The sequence below is a fragment of the Sandaracinobacteroides sayramensis genome (assembly GCF_022014495.1).
GTDB lineage: Bacteria > Pseudomonadota > Alphaproteobacteria > Sphingomonadales > Sphingomonadaceae > Sandaracinobacteroides > Sandaracinobacteroides sayramense.
In genome coordinates, this window is record NZ_JAKLSQ010000014.1 from 20690 (window position 1) to 38038 (window position 17349).

15 protein-coding genes are annotated in these 17349 nt (G+C 67.8%); 1 reads left to right on the top strand and 14 read right to left on the bottom strand.

What is annotated here, in order from left to right:
* Positions 1 to 41 precede the first annotated feature (41 nt).
* The 11 genes from fabZ to rpsB all read right to left on the bottom strand — a co-directional run bounded on the left by fabZ (position 42) and on the right by rpsB (position 11022).
* Entirely contained in the window at positions 42 to 491 is a 450-nt protein-coding gene (gene fabZ / locus L6Q21_RS11705) for a 3-hydroxyacyl-ACP dehydratase FabZ (RefSeq protein ID WP_237830946.1), read from the bottom strand.
* Positions 492 to 513: 22 nt separating this feature from the next.
* On the bottom strand, positions 514 to 1083 hold the full coding sequence (locus tag L6Q21_RS11710; protein ID WP_237830947.1) for an OmpH/Skp family outer membrane protein: 570 nt from the start codon (positions 1081 to 1083) through the stop codon (positions 514 to 516).
* Entirely contained in the window at positions 1083 to 3698 is a 2616-nt protein-coding gene (gene bamA / locus L6Q21_RS11715; protein WP_237830948.1) for an outer membrane protein assembly factor BamA, read from the bottom strand. Before bamA ends, L6Q21_RS11710 begins: the two co-directional genes overlap by 1 nt.
* A gap of 101 nt (positions 3699 to 3799) precedes the next feature.
* Positions 3800 to 4942 carry an RIP metalloprotease RseP gene (gene rseP / locus L6Q21_RS11720; protein ID WP_237830949.1) on the bottom strand — a complete coding sequence of 381 codons (1143 nt, stop codon included), beginning with the start codon at positions 4940 to 4942 and terminating at the stop codon, positions 3800 to 3802.
* A 10-nt stretch (positions 4943 to 4952) separates the two neighbouring features.
* Positions 4953 to 6134 (bottom strand): 1-deoxy-D-xylulose-5-phosphate reductoisomerase, encoded by a 1182-nt coding sequence (locus tag L6Q21_RS11725; protein WP_237830950.1) that lies wholly within the window; start codon positions 6132 to 6134, stop codon positions 4953 to 4955.
* A complete protein-coding gene (locus L6Q21_RS11730) occupies positions 6131 to 6979 on the bottom strand; it encodes a phosphatidate cytidylyltransferase (protein WP_237830951.1) in 849 nt (282 codons plus the stop codon). The genes L6Q21_RS11725 and L6Q21_RS11730 overlap by 4 nt, the downstream gene beginning before the upstream one ends.
* Positions 6966 to 7634, bottom strand: coding sequence for a polyprenyl diphosphate synthase (uppS, locus tag L6Q21_RS11735; RefSeq protein ID WP_237831033.1), 669 nt, complete (start codon positions 7632 to 7634; stop codon positions 6966 to 6968). Before uppS ends, L6Q21_RS11730 begins: the two co-directional genes overlap by 14 nt.
* Positions 7635 to 7735: 101 nt before the next feature.
* Positions 7736 to 8305 (bottom strand): ribosome recycling factor, encoded by a 570-nt coding sequence (gene frr, locus L6Q21_RS11740; protein ID WP_237830952.1) that lies wholly within the window; start codon positions 8303 to 8305, stop codon positions 7736 to 7738.
* Positions 8306 to 8350: 45 nt separating this feature from the next.
* Positions 8351 to 9073, bottom strand: a complete 723-nt coding sequence (gene pyrH, locus L6Q21_RS11745; protein ID WP_237830953.1) for a UMP kinase — start codon at positions 9071 to 9073, stop codon at positions 8351 to 8353.
* 123 nt (positions 9074 to 9196) lie between these two features.
* On the bottom strand, positions 9197 to 10126 hold the full coding sequence (gene tsf, locus L6Q21_RS11750; RefSeq protein ID WP_237830954.1) for a translation elongation factor Ts: 930 nt from the start codon (positions 10124 to 10126) through the stop codon (positions 9197 to 9199).
* A gap of 140 nt (positions 10127 to 10266) precedes the next feature.
* Positions 10267 to 11022: a 30S ribosomal protein S2 gene (rpsB, locus tag L6Q21_RS11755; protein ID WP_237830955.1), complete on the bottom strand. Its 756-nt coding sequence runs from the start codon at positions 11020 to 11022 to the stop codon at positions 10267 to 10269.
* A 256-nt stretch (positions 11023 to 11278) separates the two neighbouring features.
* On the opposite strand from rpsB, the gene L6Q21_RS11760 reads away from it, so the two are divergent.
* The gene (locus L6Q21_RS11760; protein ID WP_237830956.1) at positions 11279 to 12565 is read left to right on the top strand and encodes an NRAMP family divalent metal transporter; all 1287 of its coding nucleotides are present in this window, start codon (positions 11279 to 11281) and stop codon (positions 12563 to 12565) included.
* Here L6Q21_RS11760 and L6Q21_RS11765 read toward each other — a convergent pair.
* The 3 genes from L6Q21_RS11765 to dnaE are packed head-to-tail and all read right to left on the bottom strand — an operon-like array spanning position 12548 to position 17215.
* Positions 12548 to 13180, bottom strand: coding sequence for a lysoplasmalogenase family protein (locus tag L6Q21_RS11765; protein WP_237830957.1), 633 nt, complete (start codon positions 13178 to 13180; stop codon positions 12548 to 12550). The genes L6Q21_RS11760 and L6Q21_RS11765 overlap by 18 nt on opposite strands.
* Positions 13177 to 13698 (bottom strand): DUF1993 domain-containing protein, encoded by a 522-nt coding sequence (locus L6Q21_RS11770; protein ID WP_237830958.1) that lies wholly within the window; start codon positions 13696 to 13698, stop codon positions 13177 to 13179. The genes L6Q21_RS11765 and L6Q21_RS11770 overlap by 4 nt, the downstream gene beginning before the upstream one ends.
* Before the next feature lie 58 nt (positions 13699 to 13756).
* Complete coding sequence (dnaE, locus tag L6Q21_RS11775; RefSeq protein WP_237830959.1) at positions 13757 to 17215, bottom strand: DNA polymerase III subunit alpha; 3459 nt, start codon at positions 17213 to 17215, stop codon at positions 13757 to 13759.
* Positions 17216 to 17349 lie beyond the last annotated feature (134 nt).

The following is a 17349-nucleotide window of genomic DNA, read 5'->3' on the forward strand; positions in this document are numbered from 1 at the left end:
AAATCGCCCGCCAGCCATCGGCCAATCCGGCCGCAGGGCAATCAGGCGGGCGGGTCGGCGATCATCGCCGTGAACTTCACCTGCGCGGCCACTTCGCCGTCCACCAGCGCCCGGCCCTCGAACTTGCAGACGCTGGCGCGGCGCTGCACGAACCGGGCCTCCAGCCGCAGCAGGCAGCCGGGTTCCACCGGCTTGCGGAACTTCGCTTCCTCGATCGCCATGAAATAGACGAGCTTGCCCGAACCGGCGAGGCCCATGCTTTCCACCGCCAGCACGCCGGCGGCCTGCGCCAGCGCCTCGACGATCAGCACGCCCGGCATGATCGGCCGGCCGGGGAAATGCCCCTGGAAGAAGGGCTCGTTGAAGGTCACCGCCTTCAGGGCGGCGATCCGCTCCCCCTCCACCAGCTCCTCGACACGGTCGACGAGGAGCATGGGGAAACGGTGCGGAAGGCGGGCAAGCACGCCGCCGATATCGAACACGGTCGGCATGCCTGCCCGCTGTCCGTCCGGCTTACGGCTGCGCCGGGGCGGCCGGCGGCGTGGTGGAAACGCGGGGCAGCTTGGTGTTGAGACGGGTGATCACGTCGTTCGTCACATCGAGCGAAGCCGAATGCTGCAGCGTCGCGCCTTCGGCCAGCGCGATGGTGGCGCCACGGTCGCGCATCACTTCGGTGATGATCGGGTTGGCCGCGTCGCTGATCTGCTTGATCACATATTGCCGCGAACGCTGGATGTCGGATTCCAGCCGGCCCAGCTCCTGCTGCGCCTGCTGCTGCTTCTGCGCGAAGGCCTGGGTGCGCTGCTCCAGCGCCGGGCCGGCGAGCGACTTGTTGGCCTGGCCGGTCTGGATGGCGTCGGCGTCGGTCTTCAGCTGCGTCTGCAGCGTGGTGGCGCGCGTCTGCAGGTTGGTGATCTTGGTCTGGATTTCGGTGCCGGCGGTCTTGCCCGCGGCGCTGTCGTTCACGATGCGGTCCATGTCCACGATCACGATCACCGGCGGCGACAGCTTTTGCGCAGCGGCAGGCACGGTGGCAACGCCCAGCATCAGGGCGGCAGTCGCGATCTTCAGAAGGCTGGTCATCAGAATTGGGTTCCTACGTTGAACTGGAAGACTTGCGTCTCGTCGCCTTCGACTTTCCTGAGCACTTTCGCAAGGTCGAAACGGAACGGCCCGAACGGAGAATTCCACGAAACGCCGATTCCGACCGAAACCCGCGGGCTGGCGCTGTTGCCGGCGGCGAATTCCTTGAAGCCGTAATCGGTATAAGTGCTGAAAGTGGGGTTGCCATCGTCGTCCAGAACCGGATTGCCGTTGGCGTCCACGATCGGCGTGGTGACGATGGTGGTCGGCTTGTCGATCAGTTGCGGATATTTCACGCTCCACAGCGCGCCGACGTCGACATAGACGGAGGGGCGGATGCCCATTTCCCGGCCGCTCGAGCCCAGCGGAATCTCCACTTCGGCGCGGGCCAGATAATAGTTGCGGCCGCCGATCGAATCGCTGCCCCAGCTATCCGGATCCTCGTTCAGATCCTGCTCGACCGCTTCCGTCTCGGGATCGTCGAGGGTGCGGTATTTGCGGATGATGCGCGGCCCCACGCCGCGGATCTGGAAGCCCCGGAAGCGCGGCTCGCCCAGATAGAAGCGGTCGGTCAGGCGCACATCGTCGCCGCCGAAGCCCATGATATTGCCCGCTTCGCCGCCCATGTTCAGGACGAAGCCGGCCGGAAGCCGGAAATAGCGGTCGTAGTTCACGCGGGTGCGCCAATATTTCACCGAGCCGCCAAGCCCGGCGAGATCGGTGTTGAGGATCAGCCGCTGCCCGCGCGACGGCCGCATGCGGTTGTCCAGCGTGTCGTTGACCAGGCTGAAGCCGATCGACGAAGTCACATAGCGGCCAAGCGCGTCGCAGAGATAATGGCCCGCCGAAATCGGATCGCACTCGCGCACGCCGGTTTCCGGATCGATGGTGTAATATTGGTCGCCGTGCAGATCGACCTTGTCGACCGACAGGCCATAGCGAATCTGCGCCTGCCAATATTCGTTGATGGCCGTGCCCGCGCGGATCTGGAAGCCGGTCGTCACCTGCTCGTAGGTGGTGTAGCGCTCGCCGTTGGTGTTCCAGCTGAAGCTGTTGTAATCGCGGCGGAAGATGTCGAAGCCCATCGCCAGGTTGCGGTCGAACAGATAAGGCTCGGTAAAGCCGACTTCCACCGACTTCGAGTAAGAGCTGACGTTCGCCGACAGGCGGAGCTGCTGCGCCCGCCCGCGGAAGTTCCGCTCCTCGATCGAGAAGCTGAAGATGAAGCGCTCGATCGACGAGAAGCCGGCCGACAGTTGCAGCGATCCGGTCGGCCGCTCTTCCACGTCCACCTGCAGCGCCACCTTGTCGGGCGCGGCACCCGGCGCCTGCTTCACTTCCAGCTTGTCCTGGAAGAAGCCCAGGCTCTGGATCCGGTCGCGCGAGCGCTTCACCTTCACCGAGTTGAAGGCGTCGCCTTCCGCCAGACGGAATTCGCGGCGGATCACCTCGTCGCGGGTGCGGGTGTTGCCGTTGATGGTGACGGATTCGACATAGACCCGCGGCGTCTCGTTCACCGCGAAGGTGATGTTCATCTCGCGCTTGTCTTTGTCGCGGTCGAAATTCGGGCGCACGTCGGCGAAGGCATAGCCCAGCAGGCCCACCGATTCCGTCAGCCCGTCGATGGTGTCCTCGACCAGCTTGGCGTTGTACCAGTCGCCCTGCTTCATCGGCAGCAGCCTCTTGAACTGGTCGGCCTTCACGTCGCGGATGTCGCTCACCAGATCGACTTCGCCGAACTTGTAGCGCTCCCCTTCCTCGACCACATAGGTGACGATGAAGTCGCGCCGGTCCGGCGTCAGCTCGGCGACGGACGACACCACGCGGAAATCCGCATAGCCCTGCGTCAGGTAGAATTGCCGCAGCTTCTGCTGGTCATAGGCCAGCCGGTCCGGGTCGTAGGTGTCGTTGGAGGTGAACATCCGCAGCGGCCGCGCCTGGCGGGTCGCCATTTCGCCGCGCAGTTCCTTGTCGGAGAATTGCTCGTTGCCGATGATGTTGATCTGCCGGACCTTGGATTTCGGGCCTTCCGAAATCTCGAAGATCAGGTCGACGCGGTTCTGCTCCAGCTGGACGATCTTCGGCTCGACCTTGGCGGCGAAGCGGCCGGACCGGCGATACAGCTCCAGGATGCGCGCCACATCCGCCCGCGCCCGGCTGCGGGTGAAGATCTGCCTGGGCGCGACCTTGATCTCCTCGCGGATCTTGTCTTCCTTGATGCGCTTGCCGCCCTCGATCAGCACCCGGTTGATCACCGGATTCTCGCGCACCTCGATGGTGATGTTGCCGTCGCCATCGTCGCGGATCTGCACGTCCGCGAACAATTCCGTCTCGAACAGGGCCTTCAGCGCCCGGTCGAGCCGCACGCGGTCATAGGTCTCGCCGGCGCGCAGATCGATATAGGAGCGGACGGTATCCGCCTCCAGCCGCTCGTTGCCGGTGACGTTCAGCGAGCGGATGGTGCGCACCACTTCCGGCGCCGCCGCCGGCTGCGCGGTGGAAGCAGGCTGAGCCGGCGCAGACTGGGCCGGCGCGGATTGGACGGGCGCGGATTGGGTGGGCGCAGCCTGCGCGAAAGCAGGCGCCTGCGCCATCGCAGCCGACCCCAGCAGCATCGGCAGAGCCGCCGCGCGCCGAACCCTGATTGACCTCTGGGGGCTACGGCCCGCGGCCGCCTGAGAAATCGTCACTGTAAACCTGGTTTCCTGCTACTAGGTCAACTGATGACGCTTGCCAGCCTGTCCCACAGTCCGACCGATTGCAGGTCGTTCCAGGTCAGAAAGATCATCAGCGACATCAGCAGCGCAAATCCCGACATGAACGCCCATTCCTGCACCTTGGGATGGAGCGGCCGACGCCGGACACCCTCAAGCGCGTAGAGGAACAGGTGCCCCCCGTCCAGCATCGGGATTGGCAGCAGGTTGATGAACCCGAGGTTTATCGAGACGAGCGCGATGAAGCTGATGAGAGCGGGCAGTCCCAGCGAGGCGCTCTGGCCCGAGAATTGCGCGATCCTCACCGGCCCGCCCAGGTCCTGCACGTCGCGGCGGCCGGTGATCACCTGCCCGATGGTGTCCCACATCATGCGCACGGTGTCCCAGGTCTCCACCAGCGCCCAGCGGAACGCCTGCACCGGCCCGTGGCGCACCACCACCAGCTCGCCCGAGCCGATGCCCAGCATGCCGCGCGTGAACTCGTTGCCGAAACGGTCGGTGCTCATCACCACCTTGGGCAGCACGGTCACCGCCTTGGGCTCGCCGCCGCGCTCCATCTCCAGCTTCACCGGGGTTCCGGGGTTGATGGCGATCACCCGCATCACATCCTCGAAGCGGTTGACCGTCTGCCCGTCGATGGAAACGAAGCGGTCGCCGGGCTTCAGCCCCGCGCCCGCAGCCGGGCTTCCCTCCATCACCTGGCCCACCACCGGCGGGGTGATCTGATGGCCATAGGTCATGAAGAAGCCCATGAAGATCAGGATCGCAAAGGCGAAGTTGATCGCCGGCCCGGCCGCCACCACCAGCGACTTCTGCCACAGCGGCCGGAAATGGAAGAGATCGGCGCGCTCGCTTTCAGATGTCCGCTCGGCCAGAGTCGAATCCGGCTGGCTGGCGCCATTGGCGTCGCCGGCGAACTTGGCGTAGCCGCCCATCGGGATGCAGCCCAGCTTCCAGCGGGTGCCATTCCTGTCGGTCCAGCCGAATATTTCAGGCCCGAAACCAACGGCGAAGGCCTCCACCTTGATTCCGAACAGGCGTGCCACGCCATAATGGCCATATTCGTGCACGAACACGAGAATGCCGATGACCAGGGCGAAGACAGCCAATGTGTAGAAAAGGCCGGGCGAAGCGAGTGTTTCCATGATGAAATACTTATCCCGATGCGTGCTGCGCTGCAAACCGGCTTACATGGTTAAGATAAACAAACTGTTGCGCAGATGAACGGGCGGCGGCGTCCGCCGCGTCGACATCGGCCAGCGTTTCCGGGCGGCGCGGGCGGATGGCGGCCAGCGTCTCCCCCACCACATCGGCGATCGCCAGGAAGGGAATCTTCTCTTCCAGGAAGGCCGCCACCGCCACTTCGTTCGCGGCGTTCAGCACGCAGGGGCGGCAGAGGCCGTCGGCCAGCGCCGCTTCCGCCAGCGCCAGCGCCGGGAAGCGCTCGCGGTCGGCCTCCTCGAACTCCAGCCGGCCGATCGCCGCCAGGTTCAGCCGCTCGACCGGGGTGGCGATCCGCTCCGGCCAGGCCAGCGCATGGGCGATGGGCACGCGCATGTCGGCCGGCCCGAGCTGCGCCAGCACCGAGCCGTCCACATATTCCACCAGCCCGTGCACCAGGCTTTGCGGATGCACCAGCACCCCCAATTGCTCCGGGCTCAGGCCGAACAGGTGCCAGGCCTCGATCAGCTCCAGCCCCTTGTTCATGAGGGTGGCGGAATCGACCGAGATCTTCGCCCCCATCGACCAGGTCGGATGCTTCACCGCTTCCGCCGGAGTCACCCCCTGCATCCGCTCGCGCGACCAGCAGCGGAACGGCCCGCCGGAGGCCGTCAGCACGATTCGCCGCACCCGCTCGCGCGATTCCAGCACCTGGAAGATGGCGTTATGCTCGCTGTCGATCGGCAGCAGCGTCGCGCCGGAACGGGCGGCGGCGGCCGTCATCAGATGCCCGGCGCAGACCAGCGCCTCCTTGTTGGCCAGCGCCACCGAAATGCCGGCCTCCAGCGCCGCCAGCGTCGGCGGCAGGCCGGCGGCGCCGACGATCGCCGCCACCACCAGATCGGCCTCCATCCGCGCCGCCTCCACCAGCGCCGCCGGCCCGGCGGAAACGGCGATCCCGGTGCCGGTGAGCGCCGCCTTCAGCTCGGCATAGGCCGCTTCATCGGCGATCACCGCCGCCCGGGCGCGGTGCGCCACCGCCAGTTCCGCCAGCCGGCGCCAGTCGCGCCCGGCGGTCAGCGCCACCACTTCGAAGCGCTCGGGGTTGCGCGCCACCAGATCCAGGGTGGAGGCGCCCACGGAGCCCGTCGCCCCCAGAATCGTCAAGCGTTTCAAGCCAATGCCTCCCATCCGGCGGAAACCCACTCCACCGGCGTGCGCGTCGCCGCCCAAAGCGCGACGAGGCAGGCGACCGGCACCAGCCCGTCCACCCGGTCCATGATTCCGCCATGGCCGGGAAACAGCCGGCCGGAATCCTTCACCCCCGCCCGCCGCTTCAGCCAGCTTTCGAAGAAATCGCCCGCCTGCGCGACGACGGCCAGCGCCGCCCCCAGCAGCAGCATCGCCAGCGCCCCCTGCGGCCAGTTCCGCCAGACGGCGAAGCCCAGCGAGAACAGCGCCGCGCCCGTCATGCCGCCGATCAGCCCGGCCCAGGTCTTGTTGGGGCTGACCGCCGGCCAGATCTTCGGCCCGCCGATGGCGCGGCCGGCGAAATAGGCGAATATGTCCGTCGCCCACACCAGCCCCATGGTCCACATCACCAGCGCGAAACCGTCCGGCTGGCCGCGCAGCCAGATAAGGGCGATCGCCGGCAGCCCGGCATAGAGGAGCCCGGTGGAAATCCAGCGCCGCGCCGCCGCCTTCGCCAGCAGCGAAAGCGCCAGGAACAGGATCGCCGACGAGAGCAGCAGCACCAGCGCCAGCTGCGGCTGGTTCCGATCGGCCAGCAGCGCGACCGCCGCCAGCGCCAGCCCGCCGCCGATCCGCCAGCCCTGCGCGATGCGGTGCATGGCGCACCATTCCCACAGGATCAGGATGACGCCGGCGGCGATCATCAGCGAGAAGGCCGGGCCGCCCACCCAGATGTCGGCAATGGCGATGACCGCCAGGAACAGCCCCACCACCACCCGGGGGCCAAGCCCCGATCCGGCGCCGGCGGCCTTCGGCTCAGCGGCCGCCATAGCGCCGCTCCCGGCCGGCGAAAGCCTCCGCCGCCTCGCGCAGCGTCGCCTCGCTGAAATCCGGCCAGAGCACGGGGGTGAACCACATCTCGGCATAGGCGGCCTGCCACAGCAGGAAGTTGGAAAGCCGCTGCTCGCCCGAGGTGCGGATGATGAGGTCGACCGGCTGCAGGTCCGCCGTATCGAGGCTGTTTTCGATCATCTGCGGCGAGATATCGGCCGGCGCGATCTCGCCCGCCGCGGCGCGCCCGGCGATCGCCTGCACCGCGCGCGTCAGCTCGTCCTGCCCGCCATAGTTCAGCGCCACCACCAGCCGGAAACGCTCGTTCGCGGCCGTCGAGCGCACGGCGGCTTCCAGCCGCTCCACCACGTCGGGCTTCAGCGAGCGCCAGTCGCCGATCAGGCTCAGCCGCGCGCCATTGGCGTGCAGTTCGTCCAGTTCCGCCAGCAGATGGTGGCGCAGCAGGCTCATCAGGTCCGAGACTTCCTCCGCCGGCCGCCGCCAGTTCTCGCTGGAGAAGGCGTAGAGCGTCAGCGTCTCGATCCCCAGGCGTGGCGCGGCGCGGACGATGCGGCGCACCGCCTCCACCCCGGCGCGATGCCCCGCCAGGCGCGGCAGGTGCCGGGCCTTCGCCCAGCGGCCGTTGCCGTCCATGATGATGGCGACATGGCGCGGCCCGCCGGACACCGCCGGCAGCTCGCCATCCGGGCAGGCCCCCTCAGCCTCCGCGGCCGGGCGCACGGAACCGAACCACTTCACTTGCCAAGGATTTCCTTCTCCTTGGCGCTGGCGGCCGCGTCCAGATCGGCGATCGCCTTGTCGGTCAGCTTCTGCACATCGGCTTCCAGCTTCTTCTGCTCGTCCTGGCTGATCTGGCCCTTCTTCTCGGCCGCCTTCAGCGCGTCGTTGCCGTCGCGCCGCACGTTGCGCACGGCCACCCGCGCCTTCTCGGCATATTGGGTGGCGAGCTTCGCCAGTTCCTTGCGCCGCTCCTCCGTCAGGTCGGGGATGGGCAGGCGCAGCGTCTGGCCTTCGGAAATCGGGTTGAGGCCAAGGCCGGCCGAGCGAATCGCCTTTTCCACCGGCTGCACGTTGGAACGGTCCCACACCTGCACGGACAGCATGCGCGGCTCCGGCGCCGTCACCGTCGCCAGCTGGTTGAGCGGCATGTTCGAGCCATAGACCTCGACCACCACGGGGTCGAGCAGCGTCGTCGAGGCGCGGCCGGTGCGAAGGCCGCCGAGATCGTTCTTCAGCGTCTCCACCGCGCCCTTCATGCGGCGCTCCAGATCGGCCTTGGTGGCGTTTGCGTCGAAGTCTGCCATGTCTTTATCCCTCGAAACCATCAGTGGGCCGGTTCCACCGGCCATTCAAGCCTTTCCGCCGACCACCGTCGACACGCCGTCGCCGGCCAGCACCTGCGCCAGATTGCCTTCCTCGCGGATGTTGAACACCACGATCGGAATGCGGTTGTCGCGGCACAGCGCGATCGCCGCCGCGTCCATCACCTTCAGATTGTCCGCCAGCACCTGGTTGAAGCCGATGCTGTCGTAGCGCTTCGCCGAAGGGTTGGTCTTCGGGTCGCTGTCGTAGACGCCGTCCACCGACGTGCCCTTGAACAGCGCGTCGCACTTCATTTCCGCCGCCCGCAGCGCCGCGCCGCTGTCGGTGGTGAAATAGGGGCTGCCGGTTCCGGCGGCGAAGATCACCACCCGGCCCTTCTCCAGATGCCGCTCGGCCCGGCGGCGGATATAGGGCTCGCAGACGGCCGCCATCGGAATGGCCGACATCACCCGCGTCTCCACGCCAAGCTGCTCCAGCGCGTCCTGCATGGCGAGCGCGTTCATCACGGTGGCCAGCATGCCCATATAGTCGGCGGTCGCCCGGTCCATGCCCTTGGCGGCTCCGGCCATGCCGCGGAAGATGTTGCCGCCGCCGATCACCAGGCAGAGCTCCAGGCCCGCGTCCTTCGCCGCCTTCACCTCGCCCGCCACGCGGGCGACGGTTCCGGGGTCGATTCCGAAGGCCTGGTCGCCCATCGCCGCCTCGCCCGACAGCTTCAACAGGATGCGCTTGAAGGCGGGGCGGGACATGGGGGAAGCCTTTGGAAGTGAAATGATCCTCAAGTCGGGGCTTAGCCGCCCCGGCCCCGCGCCTCAAGCCCGGAGCGTGTTCGGCCGGCGGCGCCGGGGCGAACCCGAGCGCGCCGGCCCGGATCAGGCCGTGCCGGCCACCGCCGCCACTTCGGCCGCGAAGTCGGTTTCGGCCTTCTCGATGCCTTCGCCCAGCTGGAAGCGGATGAACTTCGCCACCAGGATATTGCCCGACAGGCGCTTGGCTTCCGAACCGACGAAGTCCGCCACCTTCGACTTGCCGTCGATCACGAACACCTGGGAGAGAAGCGCCTGCTCGCCGGCGAACTTCTTCACCGCGCCGTCCACCATCCGCTCGATGATGTCGGCCGGCTTGCCCGAGGAAGCGGCCTTCTCGGCGGCGACGGCGCGCTCGCGCTCCAGCAGCGCCGGGTCGATATGCTCGATCGAAAGCGCCAGCGGGTTGGCGGCCGCCACATGCATGGCGATCTGCTTGCCGATGGCCAGCAGCGCCTCCTTGTCGGCGATGTCGCTGTCGATCGCCACCAGCACGCCGATCTTGCCGAGGTTCGGCGCGGCGGCGTTGTGGATGTAGGAGGCGACGACTCCAGTCGCTTCCAGCACTTCGGCGCGGCGCAGCACCTGTTGCTCGCCGATGGTGGCGATGTTGTGCGTCAGCACGTCCTGCACAGTGCCGCCGCCGGCCGGATAGTCGGCCGCCAGCAGATCTTCCACCTTCTCGCCCTTTTCCAGCGCCACTTTCGCGATTTCCTTCACGAAATCCTGGAACTGCGCGTTCTTGGCGACGAAATCGGTCTCGGCGTTCACTTCCACGACCGCGCCGCGGTTGCCGGAAACGGCGACGCCCACCAGCCCCTCGGCGGCGGTGCGGCCGGCCTTCTTGGCGGCAGAAGCGAGGCCCTTGGCGCGCAGCCAGTCGATCGCCTTCTCGATTTCGCCTTCGACTTCGACGAGCGCTTTCTTCGCGTCCATCATGCCCGCGCCGGTCAGGTCGCGGAGTTCCTTGACGAGGGCGGCGGTGATGTTGGCCATGGCTTGGCTCCTCTTGTGCAGGTGAAGGGACTGCACCGCTCGTGCAGCCCCTTCGGGTCAGGTTGATGACAAGCCGGGCGGCCTGTCAGGGCAAAAGGCGTTTTTGCCTCTGGCGCCTTTCATGCCGGGCGCCAGTCGTCTCAGGCGGTCAGCGCCGGATCGGCTTCCGGCTCGGCCTGGGCGCCGATGTCCACGCCCATGTCGGCCATGCGGCCCTGCTTGCCGGCCAGAACCGCGTCCGCCACGGCGTTGCAGTAAAGCTGGATGGCGCGGCTGGCGTCGTCGTTGCCGGGCACCGGGAAGGCGATGTTCGCCGGATCGGTGTTGCTGTCGAGGATGGCGATCACCGGGATGCCCAGCACATTGGCTTCCTTGATGGCCAGCTCTTCCTTGTTCACGTCCACCACGAACATCAGGTCGGGCAGGCCGTTCATGTCGCGGATGCCGCCCAGCGAGGCTTCGAACTTGTCGCGCTCGCGGGTCATCTTCAGCACTTCCTTCTTGGTGAAGCCGTGCGTGTCGCCCGAAAGCTGCTCTTCCAGCGTCTTGTAGCGCTTGATCGAGGCGGAGATGGTCTTCCAGTTGGTCAGCATGCCGCCGAGCCAGCGGTGGTTGACATAATATTGGTTGCAGCGCCGCGCGCCTTCGGCGATCGGCTCCTGCGCCTGGCGCTTGGTGCCCACGAACAGCACCTTGCCGCCGGCGGCCGAGGTGGCGCGCACGAAGTCGAGGGCGCGCGCGAACAGCGGCACCGTTTGCGACAGGTCGAGGATGTGGATTCCGTTGCGCTCGCCGAAGATGTAGGGCTTCATCTTCGGGTTCCAGCGGTGGGTCTGGTGGCCGAAATGCGCGCCCGCTTCCAGCAGCGCCTGCATCGACACGTCGGATGCCGTCATGAATAGTCTCCTAACCGGTTGGTTCCGCCGCGAAGGTAAGCCCGACTGCGGCCGGGCACCGGAAGGTTTCCCCTCGCGTGTGGGATGGGCGGCGCACCTAGTGGCGATAGCCGCCGGAGTCAAGTTCTGAGCCTTGCCGGACAGCGCGCCCGTGCGCCACACACTCCGTCACCCCGGGCTTGACTCGGGGTCAAGCCCGGGGTGACGGGAATTGGGGAAACCGCCCGCCGCCGCTCCGCTTGCGCCCGGCCAGCGCTTGCCGCAGAAACGCCGGGTGAAGCTCTCCCACCGCCTGCGCCTGTCCGCCCGGCTGAAGCAGCTCGGCCCCGGCCTCGTCACCGGCGCGGCCGACGACGACCCTTCCGGCATCGCCACCTATTCGCAGGCCGGCGCCCGCTTCGGCTTCTCGCTGCTCTGGACGATGCTGCTCACCTACCCGCTGATGTGCGCGGTGCAGCTCGTCTCCGCCCATATCGGCCGCGTCTCGGGCAAGGGGCTGGCCAGCAACATGGCGGCGGTCATCCCGAAGCCGCTCGTCCTTGCGCTGGTGCTGCTGCTGTTCGTCGCCAACACCATCAACATCGCCGCCGACCTCGCGATGATGGGCGACGTCGCCCGCCTCGTCACCGGGCTCCCCGCCCACTGGATGACGATCGCCTTCGCCCTCTTCTCGCTCGGCCTGCAGCTTTTCGTGCCCTATCCGCGCTACGCCAGCTTCCTGAAATGGCTGACGCTCAGCCTCTTCGCCTATTTCGGCGTGCTGCTGCTGGTGAAGCTGGACTGGTCCCAGGTCGCCGCCGGCCTCTTCGTGCCGCATGTGCCGGGGAAGGAGGCGCTCATCATGATCGTCGCCATCTTCGGCACCACCATCAGCCCCTATCTCTTCTTCTGGCAAAGCGCGCAGGAGGTGGAGGAAATGCACCGCCACCAGGAAAAGCCGCTGACCGAGGACGGCGCACCGGCAAAGGCCGAATTCCGCCGCATCGGCTTCGACACCATGGCCGGCATGGCCATTTCCAACCTCGTCGCCATCGCCATCATCATCGCCACCGCCGCCACCATCCACAGCCACGGCGGCGGCGACATCCAGACGGCGGCCGACGCCGCCAACGCCCTGAAGCCGATCGCCGGCAACTACGCCTTCGCGCTGTTCGCGCTGGGGATCATCGGCACCGGCCTGCTGGCGGTGCCGGTGCTGGCCGGCTCCGCCGCCTATGCCATCGGCGAATCGCAGGGCTGGAAATCCGGGCTGGACAACAAGCCATGGGAAGCGATCGGCTTTTATGGCGTCATCGTCGCGGCGACACTTCTGGGCGTCGCCATCCAATGGTCCGACATCGATCCGATCAAGGCCCTGTTCTGGAGCGCGGTCGTCAACGGCGTCGTCGCGGTGCCGATCATGGCGGCGATGATGTTCGTCGCCAGCCGCGCGGCGATCATGGGCGATCTGCCGATTTCCCGCCGCCTCGCCTTCTGGGGCTGGCTGGCGACGGCGGTCATGGCCGCCGCCGTCGTCGCCATGGCGCTATCGGGCGGCTTTTGAGCGCAAGCCGCTGGCAACGCCCCAGGCGATCAGCGCCTGCCCGGCGAAATAGCTGCCCCAGATGGCGAAATCCGCCCAGCGCGCGCCCGACAGGCTGTCCATCCGCGCGAAGATGAGAAGGTCGGACAGCAGGAACAAAAGCGCCCCCACCCCCGCCAGCGCGAAGCGCGACATCAGCGCGGCCGCCGCCATCAGCGCAAGGAACAGCGTGTAGACCGCCACCGAAGGCGCCCAGTCGGGGCTGGCCAGATGATAGGCGGCCGCCACGCCGCCGCCGACCAGCGCCGCCGCCAGCGCCAGATCCTTCGCCCCCAGCCCCGGCCGCCGGTTGCGGGCGTAAAGGGCGATCGCCACCACATGCCCCAGCGCGAAGACGGCGGCGCCAGCGACGAAGATCACCTCCAGCAGCATGTCGGCCGCCGCCCCCAGCGTCAGCACGGTCGCCAGCAGCGCGTGATCGACGCTGCGCCCCTGCCGGCTGGCCCAGGTGGCGAGCAGGCCGACGCCCGCCCCCTTCCAGGCGATGGCGGCCGCGTCGGGCAACGCCAGCCCCCAGCTCGCCATATAGCTGATGCCCGCCACCAGAGCGGCGGCGAGGAGCAGAGGCGACTTCAAATCTTCACGCGAAGCTGGCCGAGGAAGTCGCGCTTGCCCAGCGGCACCCCCTTGCTGCGCAGCAGATCATAGGCGGTCGCCGCGTGGAAGAAGAAGTTCGGCTGCGAGAAGGACAGCAGGAAATTCTCCGCCACGAAGGGGATTTTCATGCCCCTCAAGTCGAAGGCCACATCCTTGCCCATGAAACCTTCCATCTCCTCGGGCTCGACCGCCGCAAGCCCGGCATCCGCGCGGCCCAGGAGGTCCTTCATCGCCGCCAGCGTCCCGGGCATTTCCCCACCCGTCGCGTCGAACAGGCCGGCCCGCACGCCCTCGATCGCGCCCAGGCTGTGGTGCGCCACCGAGCGGATCTGGAAGGAAAAGGGCAGCATCGTGTCGTGCAGCGTGGCGCCGACGATCGCGGCCTCGGCCGTCCCCGTCTCGGCGCACCAGCGTTCGGCCTTGCCGATCAGGCCATTGACCGCCCCCAGCGTCTGGCGGACGGTCGGCACAAAGGCGTCGTGCAGCGAAATCGGCATATCTTCTCCCCGGTTGGTTTTTCACACCTTAAGCCGCCCACCCCGGGCGGCAACCCCATCAAGCCACCAGCCTCAGCGGCTGCGTCATCGCCGAAATCTCGGCGCCCGCGACCATGTCCAGCGCCCCGATCTCCACCTCGGCGCCGGCCGGCAGCAGGAAGTCGGCCCCCAGCCGCACCACCGCCTCGCCGCCGGCCGCCAGCGGCACCGTCGCCTCCACCACCGAGCGGCCGCCGCGCGGCAGCCAGGCGGAAAGCTCCGCCAGCGCCATCGTCGTCGCCCCCGGCCGGAATCGCACCGACAACAGCGCCCGGGTCGAGCGCACCAGTTCCTGCAACGGCCGCGCGCTCTGGATGGCGAGGCGCGGCGCCTCGTCCCCCTCGCGCCATTGCAGCTCCACGTCCATCAGCAGCGTCTCGCCCGCCGCCACCGAAGCTTCCACCTGCGCCTGCGCCTCGGCGTTGAAGCAGCTCGCCCCCCATTTGCCGGACTGGTCGGTCAGGTCCGCCAGCATATAGCGCCGGTCCGGCCCCTTGCCCTGCGGCACCCGCCAGCGGAAATCCTCCACCAGCCCCGCCATCTTCGCGGTGGTGCGGGTGCCGGCCGGCGCCCGGCGCGCCATCACTTCGGTCGCCGTCGCCACCGACATCGCCTTCAGCACCGGCGAATGCGCCTCCACCGGATGGCCGGAGAACCAGAAGCCGAAGGCGTCGCGCTCATGCGACAACCGCTCGCCCAGCGGCCAGGGCTTCGCGTCCGGAAGCGGCACCGATTCCGCCGCGCTGTCGCCGCCGAACAGCCCGCCCTGCCCGGTCACCCGCGCGTCGGCCGCCCGCGTCGCCGCGCCCATCAGCAGTTCGGCGGCAGCATGCACCCGCGCCCGGTCGACTCCGAAACAGTCGAAGGCCCCGGCCGCCGCCAGCGCTTCCATCTGCCGCCGGTTCAACGCCCGCGGGTCGATGCGGTTCACGAAATCGTCGAGCGAGCGGAACGGCCCATGGGCGTCGCGCTCCCTGACGATATCGTCCATCGCCCCCTCGCCCACGCCCTTCAGCGCGCCCAGCGCATAGCGCACGGCGATCCGGCCCTCATGATCCTCCAGAGTGAAATCCGCCCCGCTCGCATTGATGCACGGCCCCAGCAGCGGCACGTCCAGCCGGCGCATGTCGTCCACGAACACCGCCAGCTTGTCGGTCAGATGGATGTCGTAAGCCATGGAGCCGGCGTAGAAGGCGGCCGGATGGTGGTGCTTCAGCCAGGCCGTCTGCCAGGCGACCAGGGCGTAGGCGGCGGCGTGGCTCTTGTTGAAGCCATAGCCGGCGAACTTGTCGACGAGGTTGAAGATGCTTTCGGCCTGCTTCGCGTCCACGCCATTGGCCTTGGCCCCATCCACGAAGCGGGCGCGCTGCGCGTCCATCTCCGCCTGGATCTTCTTCCCCATGGCGCGGCGCAGCAGGTCGGCCTCGCCCAGCGAATAGCCGGCCAGCACCTGCGCGATCTGCATCACCTGTTCCTGGTAGATGATGACGCCATAGGTCGGCTTCAGCGTCGGCTCCAGCATCGGGTGCAGGTAATCCGGCTCCTCCCGCCCCCATTTGCGGGCGGCGAAGCTCGGGATATTGTCCATCGGCCCCGGCCGGTAAAGCGCGCCCAGCGCGATGATATCCTCGAACAGCGTCGGCTTCACCAGCGCCAGCGCCCGACGCATGCCTTCGGATTCGAACTGGAACACCCCCACCGTGTCGCCGCGCGTCATCAGCGCATAGACGTCCTGATCGTCCCACGGCAGATGGTCGAGGTCGATCGCCGTCCCCCGCTCGGCCAGCAGCTTCTTCGCCCGCGCCAGCACCGAAAGCGTCTTCAGGCCCAGGAAGTCGAACTTCACCAGCCCCGCTTCCTCGGCCCATTTCAGGTCGAACTGCGTCACCGGGAAATCGGAACGCGGATCGCGATAGAGCGGCACCAGTTCGGACAGGGGCCGGTCGCCGATCACCACCCCGGCGGCATGGGTGGAGGAGTGGCGCGGCCGCCCTTCCAGCTGCAGCCCCACCTCGATCAGCTGCTTCACCTTCGGGTCCGCCTTCATCTCGGCGGTCAGTTCCGGCACGCCGTTCAGCGCCCGGTTCAGATCCCAGGGGTCGGCGGGGTTGGCGGGGATCAGGTTGGAAAGCCGGTTCACCTGCCCATAGGGCAATTGCATCACCCGCCCCACATCCTTCACCACGGCGCGGGCCTTCAGCGTTCCGAAGGTGATGATCTGCGCCACCTGCTCGCGGCCGTATTTGCGCTGCACATAGCGGATCACTTCTTCCCGCCGGGTTTCGCAGAAGTCGATGTCGAAGTCGGGCATGGACTTGCGCTCGGGGTTCAGGAACCGCTCGAACAGCAGCCCCAGCGCCAGCGGGTCGAGATCGGTGATCCTCAGCGCCCAGGCCACCGCCGACCCCGCGCCCGAGCCCCGCCCCGGCCCCACCGGGATATCCTGCTCCTTCGACCATTGGATGAAGTCGGCAACGATCAGGAAGTAACCGGAGAAACCCATCTGCCCGATGATTCCCAGTTCGAACGCCAGCCGATCCCAATAGGGCGCCTCGTCCGCCACCTGCATATCGTCCAGCCGCGCGCGCAGCCCGGCTTCCGCCAGCCTGTGCAACTCCGCCTTCTCGGCTTCCGCGTCCGGCACCAGCTTCGGCAGCACCGGATCGCGCTTCTTCAGCGCGAAGGCCGAACGCCGCGCCACATGCGCGGTCATCGCCAGCGCCTCGGGCAGGTCGTGGAACCGCTCGGCCATCTCCCGCTCGTCCGCCAGATAATGGCGCGGGTTGGAGCGCCGCCGGTCCGCCGTCTCCAGATAGGCGCCTTCGGAAATGCACAGCATCACGTCGTGCGCGCTGTAGCCGTTCGGCTCCAGGAAGCGCGCCGGCGAGGTGCCGACGATCGGCAGCCCCGCGCCATGCGCCAGACGCAGCAGCGACAATTCGCTCGATTGCTCGACAGGGTCGCCGCTGCGGGAAATCTCGATATAAAGCCGGTCGCCGAACAAGCCGGTCAGCCGCCGCGCCAGCGCTTCGGCCTCCTCCCCCTGCCCCTCGGCGTAAAGCTTCGCCAGCGCCCCGTCCGCCCCGCCCGTCAGGCAGAGAAGCCCGTCCGTCCGCCCCTCCAGCCGCTCCAGCCCCGCCTCGCCCTCCATATGCGCGGCGGAGACGAGGTGCAGCAGATTGGCCCAGCCCGCCTCGTTCCGGGCGTAGAGCGCCAGATAGTCGACCGGCGGCCGGCTTCCGGGCCGAAGCGTGCCCGGCGGCATGTCGCGCAGCACCGGCAGCAGCGTGCCGATCACCGGCTGCACGCTCACATCCATGCAGGCCTTGGAGAAGGCCATGGCGCCGAACAGATTGCCGCGATCCGTCAGCCCCACGGCCGGGAATCCGGCAGCGGCGGCGGCCTTCGCCAGCGCCTTCAGCTCGATGGTGGATTCCAGCATCGAGAAGGAGGACTGGCAGCGAAGCGGCACGAACATGGGGCGGAACCTAGTCCCGCAATCCCCGCCGCCTCAAGGCTGGAGGAAAATAAAGCTGGGGAGAAAGCACTCCCTCTCCCCGCTCGCGGGGAGAGGGTTGGGGAGAGGGGAGGACGGCGCCACAAGCACCACCG

What these genes read in the sequence shown, in the direction of transcription:
- fabZ (WP_237830946.1), bottom strand. Translation starts at nt 491, where the DNA reads ATGCCGACCGTGTTCGATATCGGCGGCGTGCTTGCCCGCCTTCCGCAC.
- L6Q21_RS11710 (WP_237830947.1), bottom strand. Translation starts at nt 1,083, where the DNA reads ATGACCAGCCTTCTGAAGATCGCGACTGCCGCCCTGATGCTGGGCGTT.
- bamA (WP_237830948.1), bottom strand. Translation starts at nt 3,698, where the DNA reads ATGCTGCTGGGGTCGGCTGCGATGGCGCAGGCGCCTGCTTTCGCGCAG.
- rseP (WP_237830949.1), bottom strand. Translation starts at nt 4,942, where the DNA reads ATGGAAACACTCGCTTCGCCCGGCCTTTTCTACACATTGGCTGTCTTC.
- L6Q21_RS11730 (WP_237830951.1), bottom strand. Translation starts at nt 6,979, where the DNA reads ATGGCGGCCGCTGAGCCGAAGGCCGCCGGCGCCGGATCGGGGCTTGGC.
- uppS (WP_237831033.1), bottom strand. Translation starts at nt 7,634, where the DNA reads ATGGACGGCAACGGCCGCTGGGCGAAGGCCCGGCACCTGCCGCGCCTG.
- frr (WP_237830952.1), bottom strand. Translation starts at nt 8,305, where the DNA reads ATGGCAGACTTCGACGCAAACGCCACCAAGGCCGATCTGGAGCGCCGC.
- pyrH (WP_237830953.1), bottom strand. Translation starts at nt 9,073, where the DNA reads ATGTCCCGCCCCGCCTTCAAGCGCATCCTGTTGAAGCTGTCGGGCGAG.
- tsf (WP_237830954.1), bottom strand. Translation starts at nt 10,126, where the DNA reads ATGGCCAACATCACCGCCGCCCTCGTCAAGGAACTCCGCGACCTGACC.
- rpsB (WP_237830955.1), bottom strand. Translation starts at nt 11,022, where the DNA reads ATGACGGCATCCGACGTGTCGATGCAGGCGCTGCTGGAAGCGGGCGCG.
- L6Q21_RS11770 (WP_237830958.1), bottom strand. Translation starts at nt 13,698, where the DNA reads ATGCCGATTTCGCTGCACGACGCCTTTGTGCCGACCGTCCGCCAGACG.
- dnaE (WP_237830959.1), bottom strand. Translation starts at nt 17,215, where the DNA reads ATGTTCGTGCCGCTTCGCTGCCAGTCCTCCTTCTCGATGCTGGAATCC.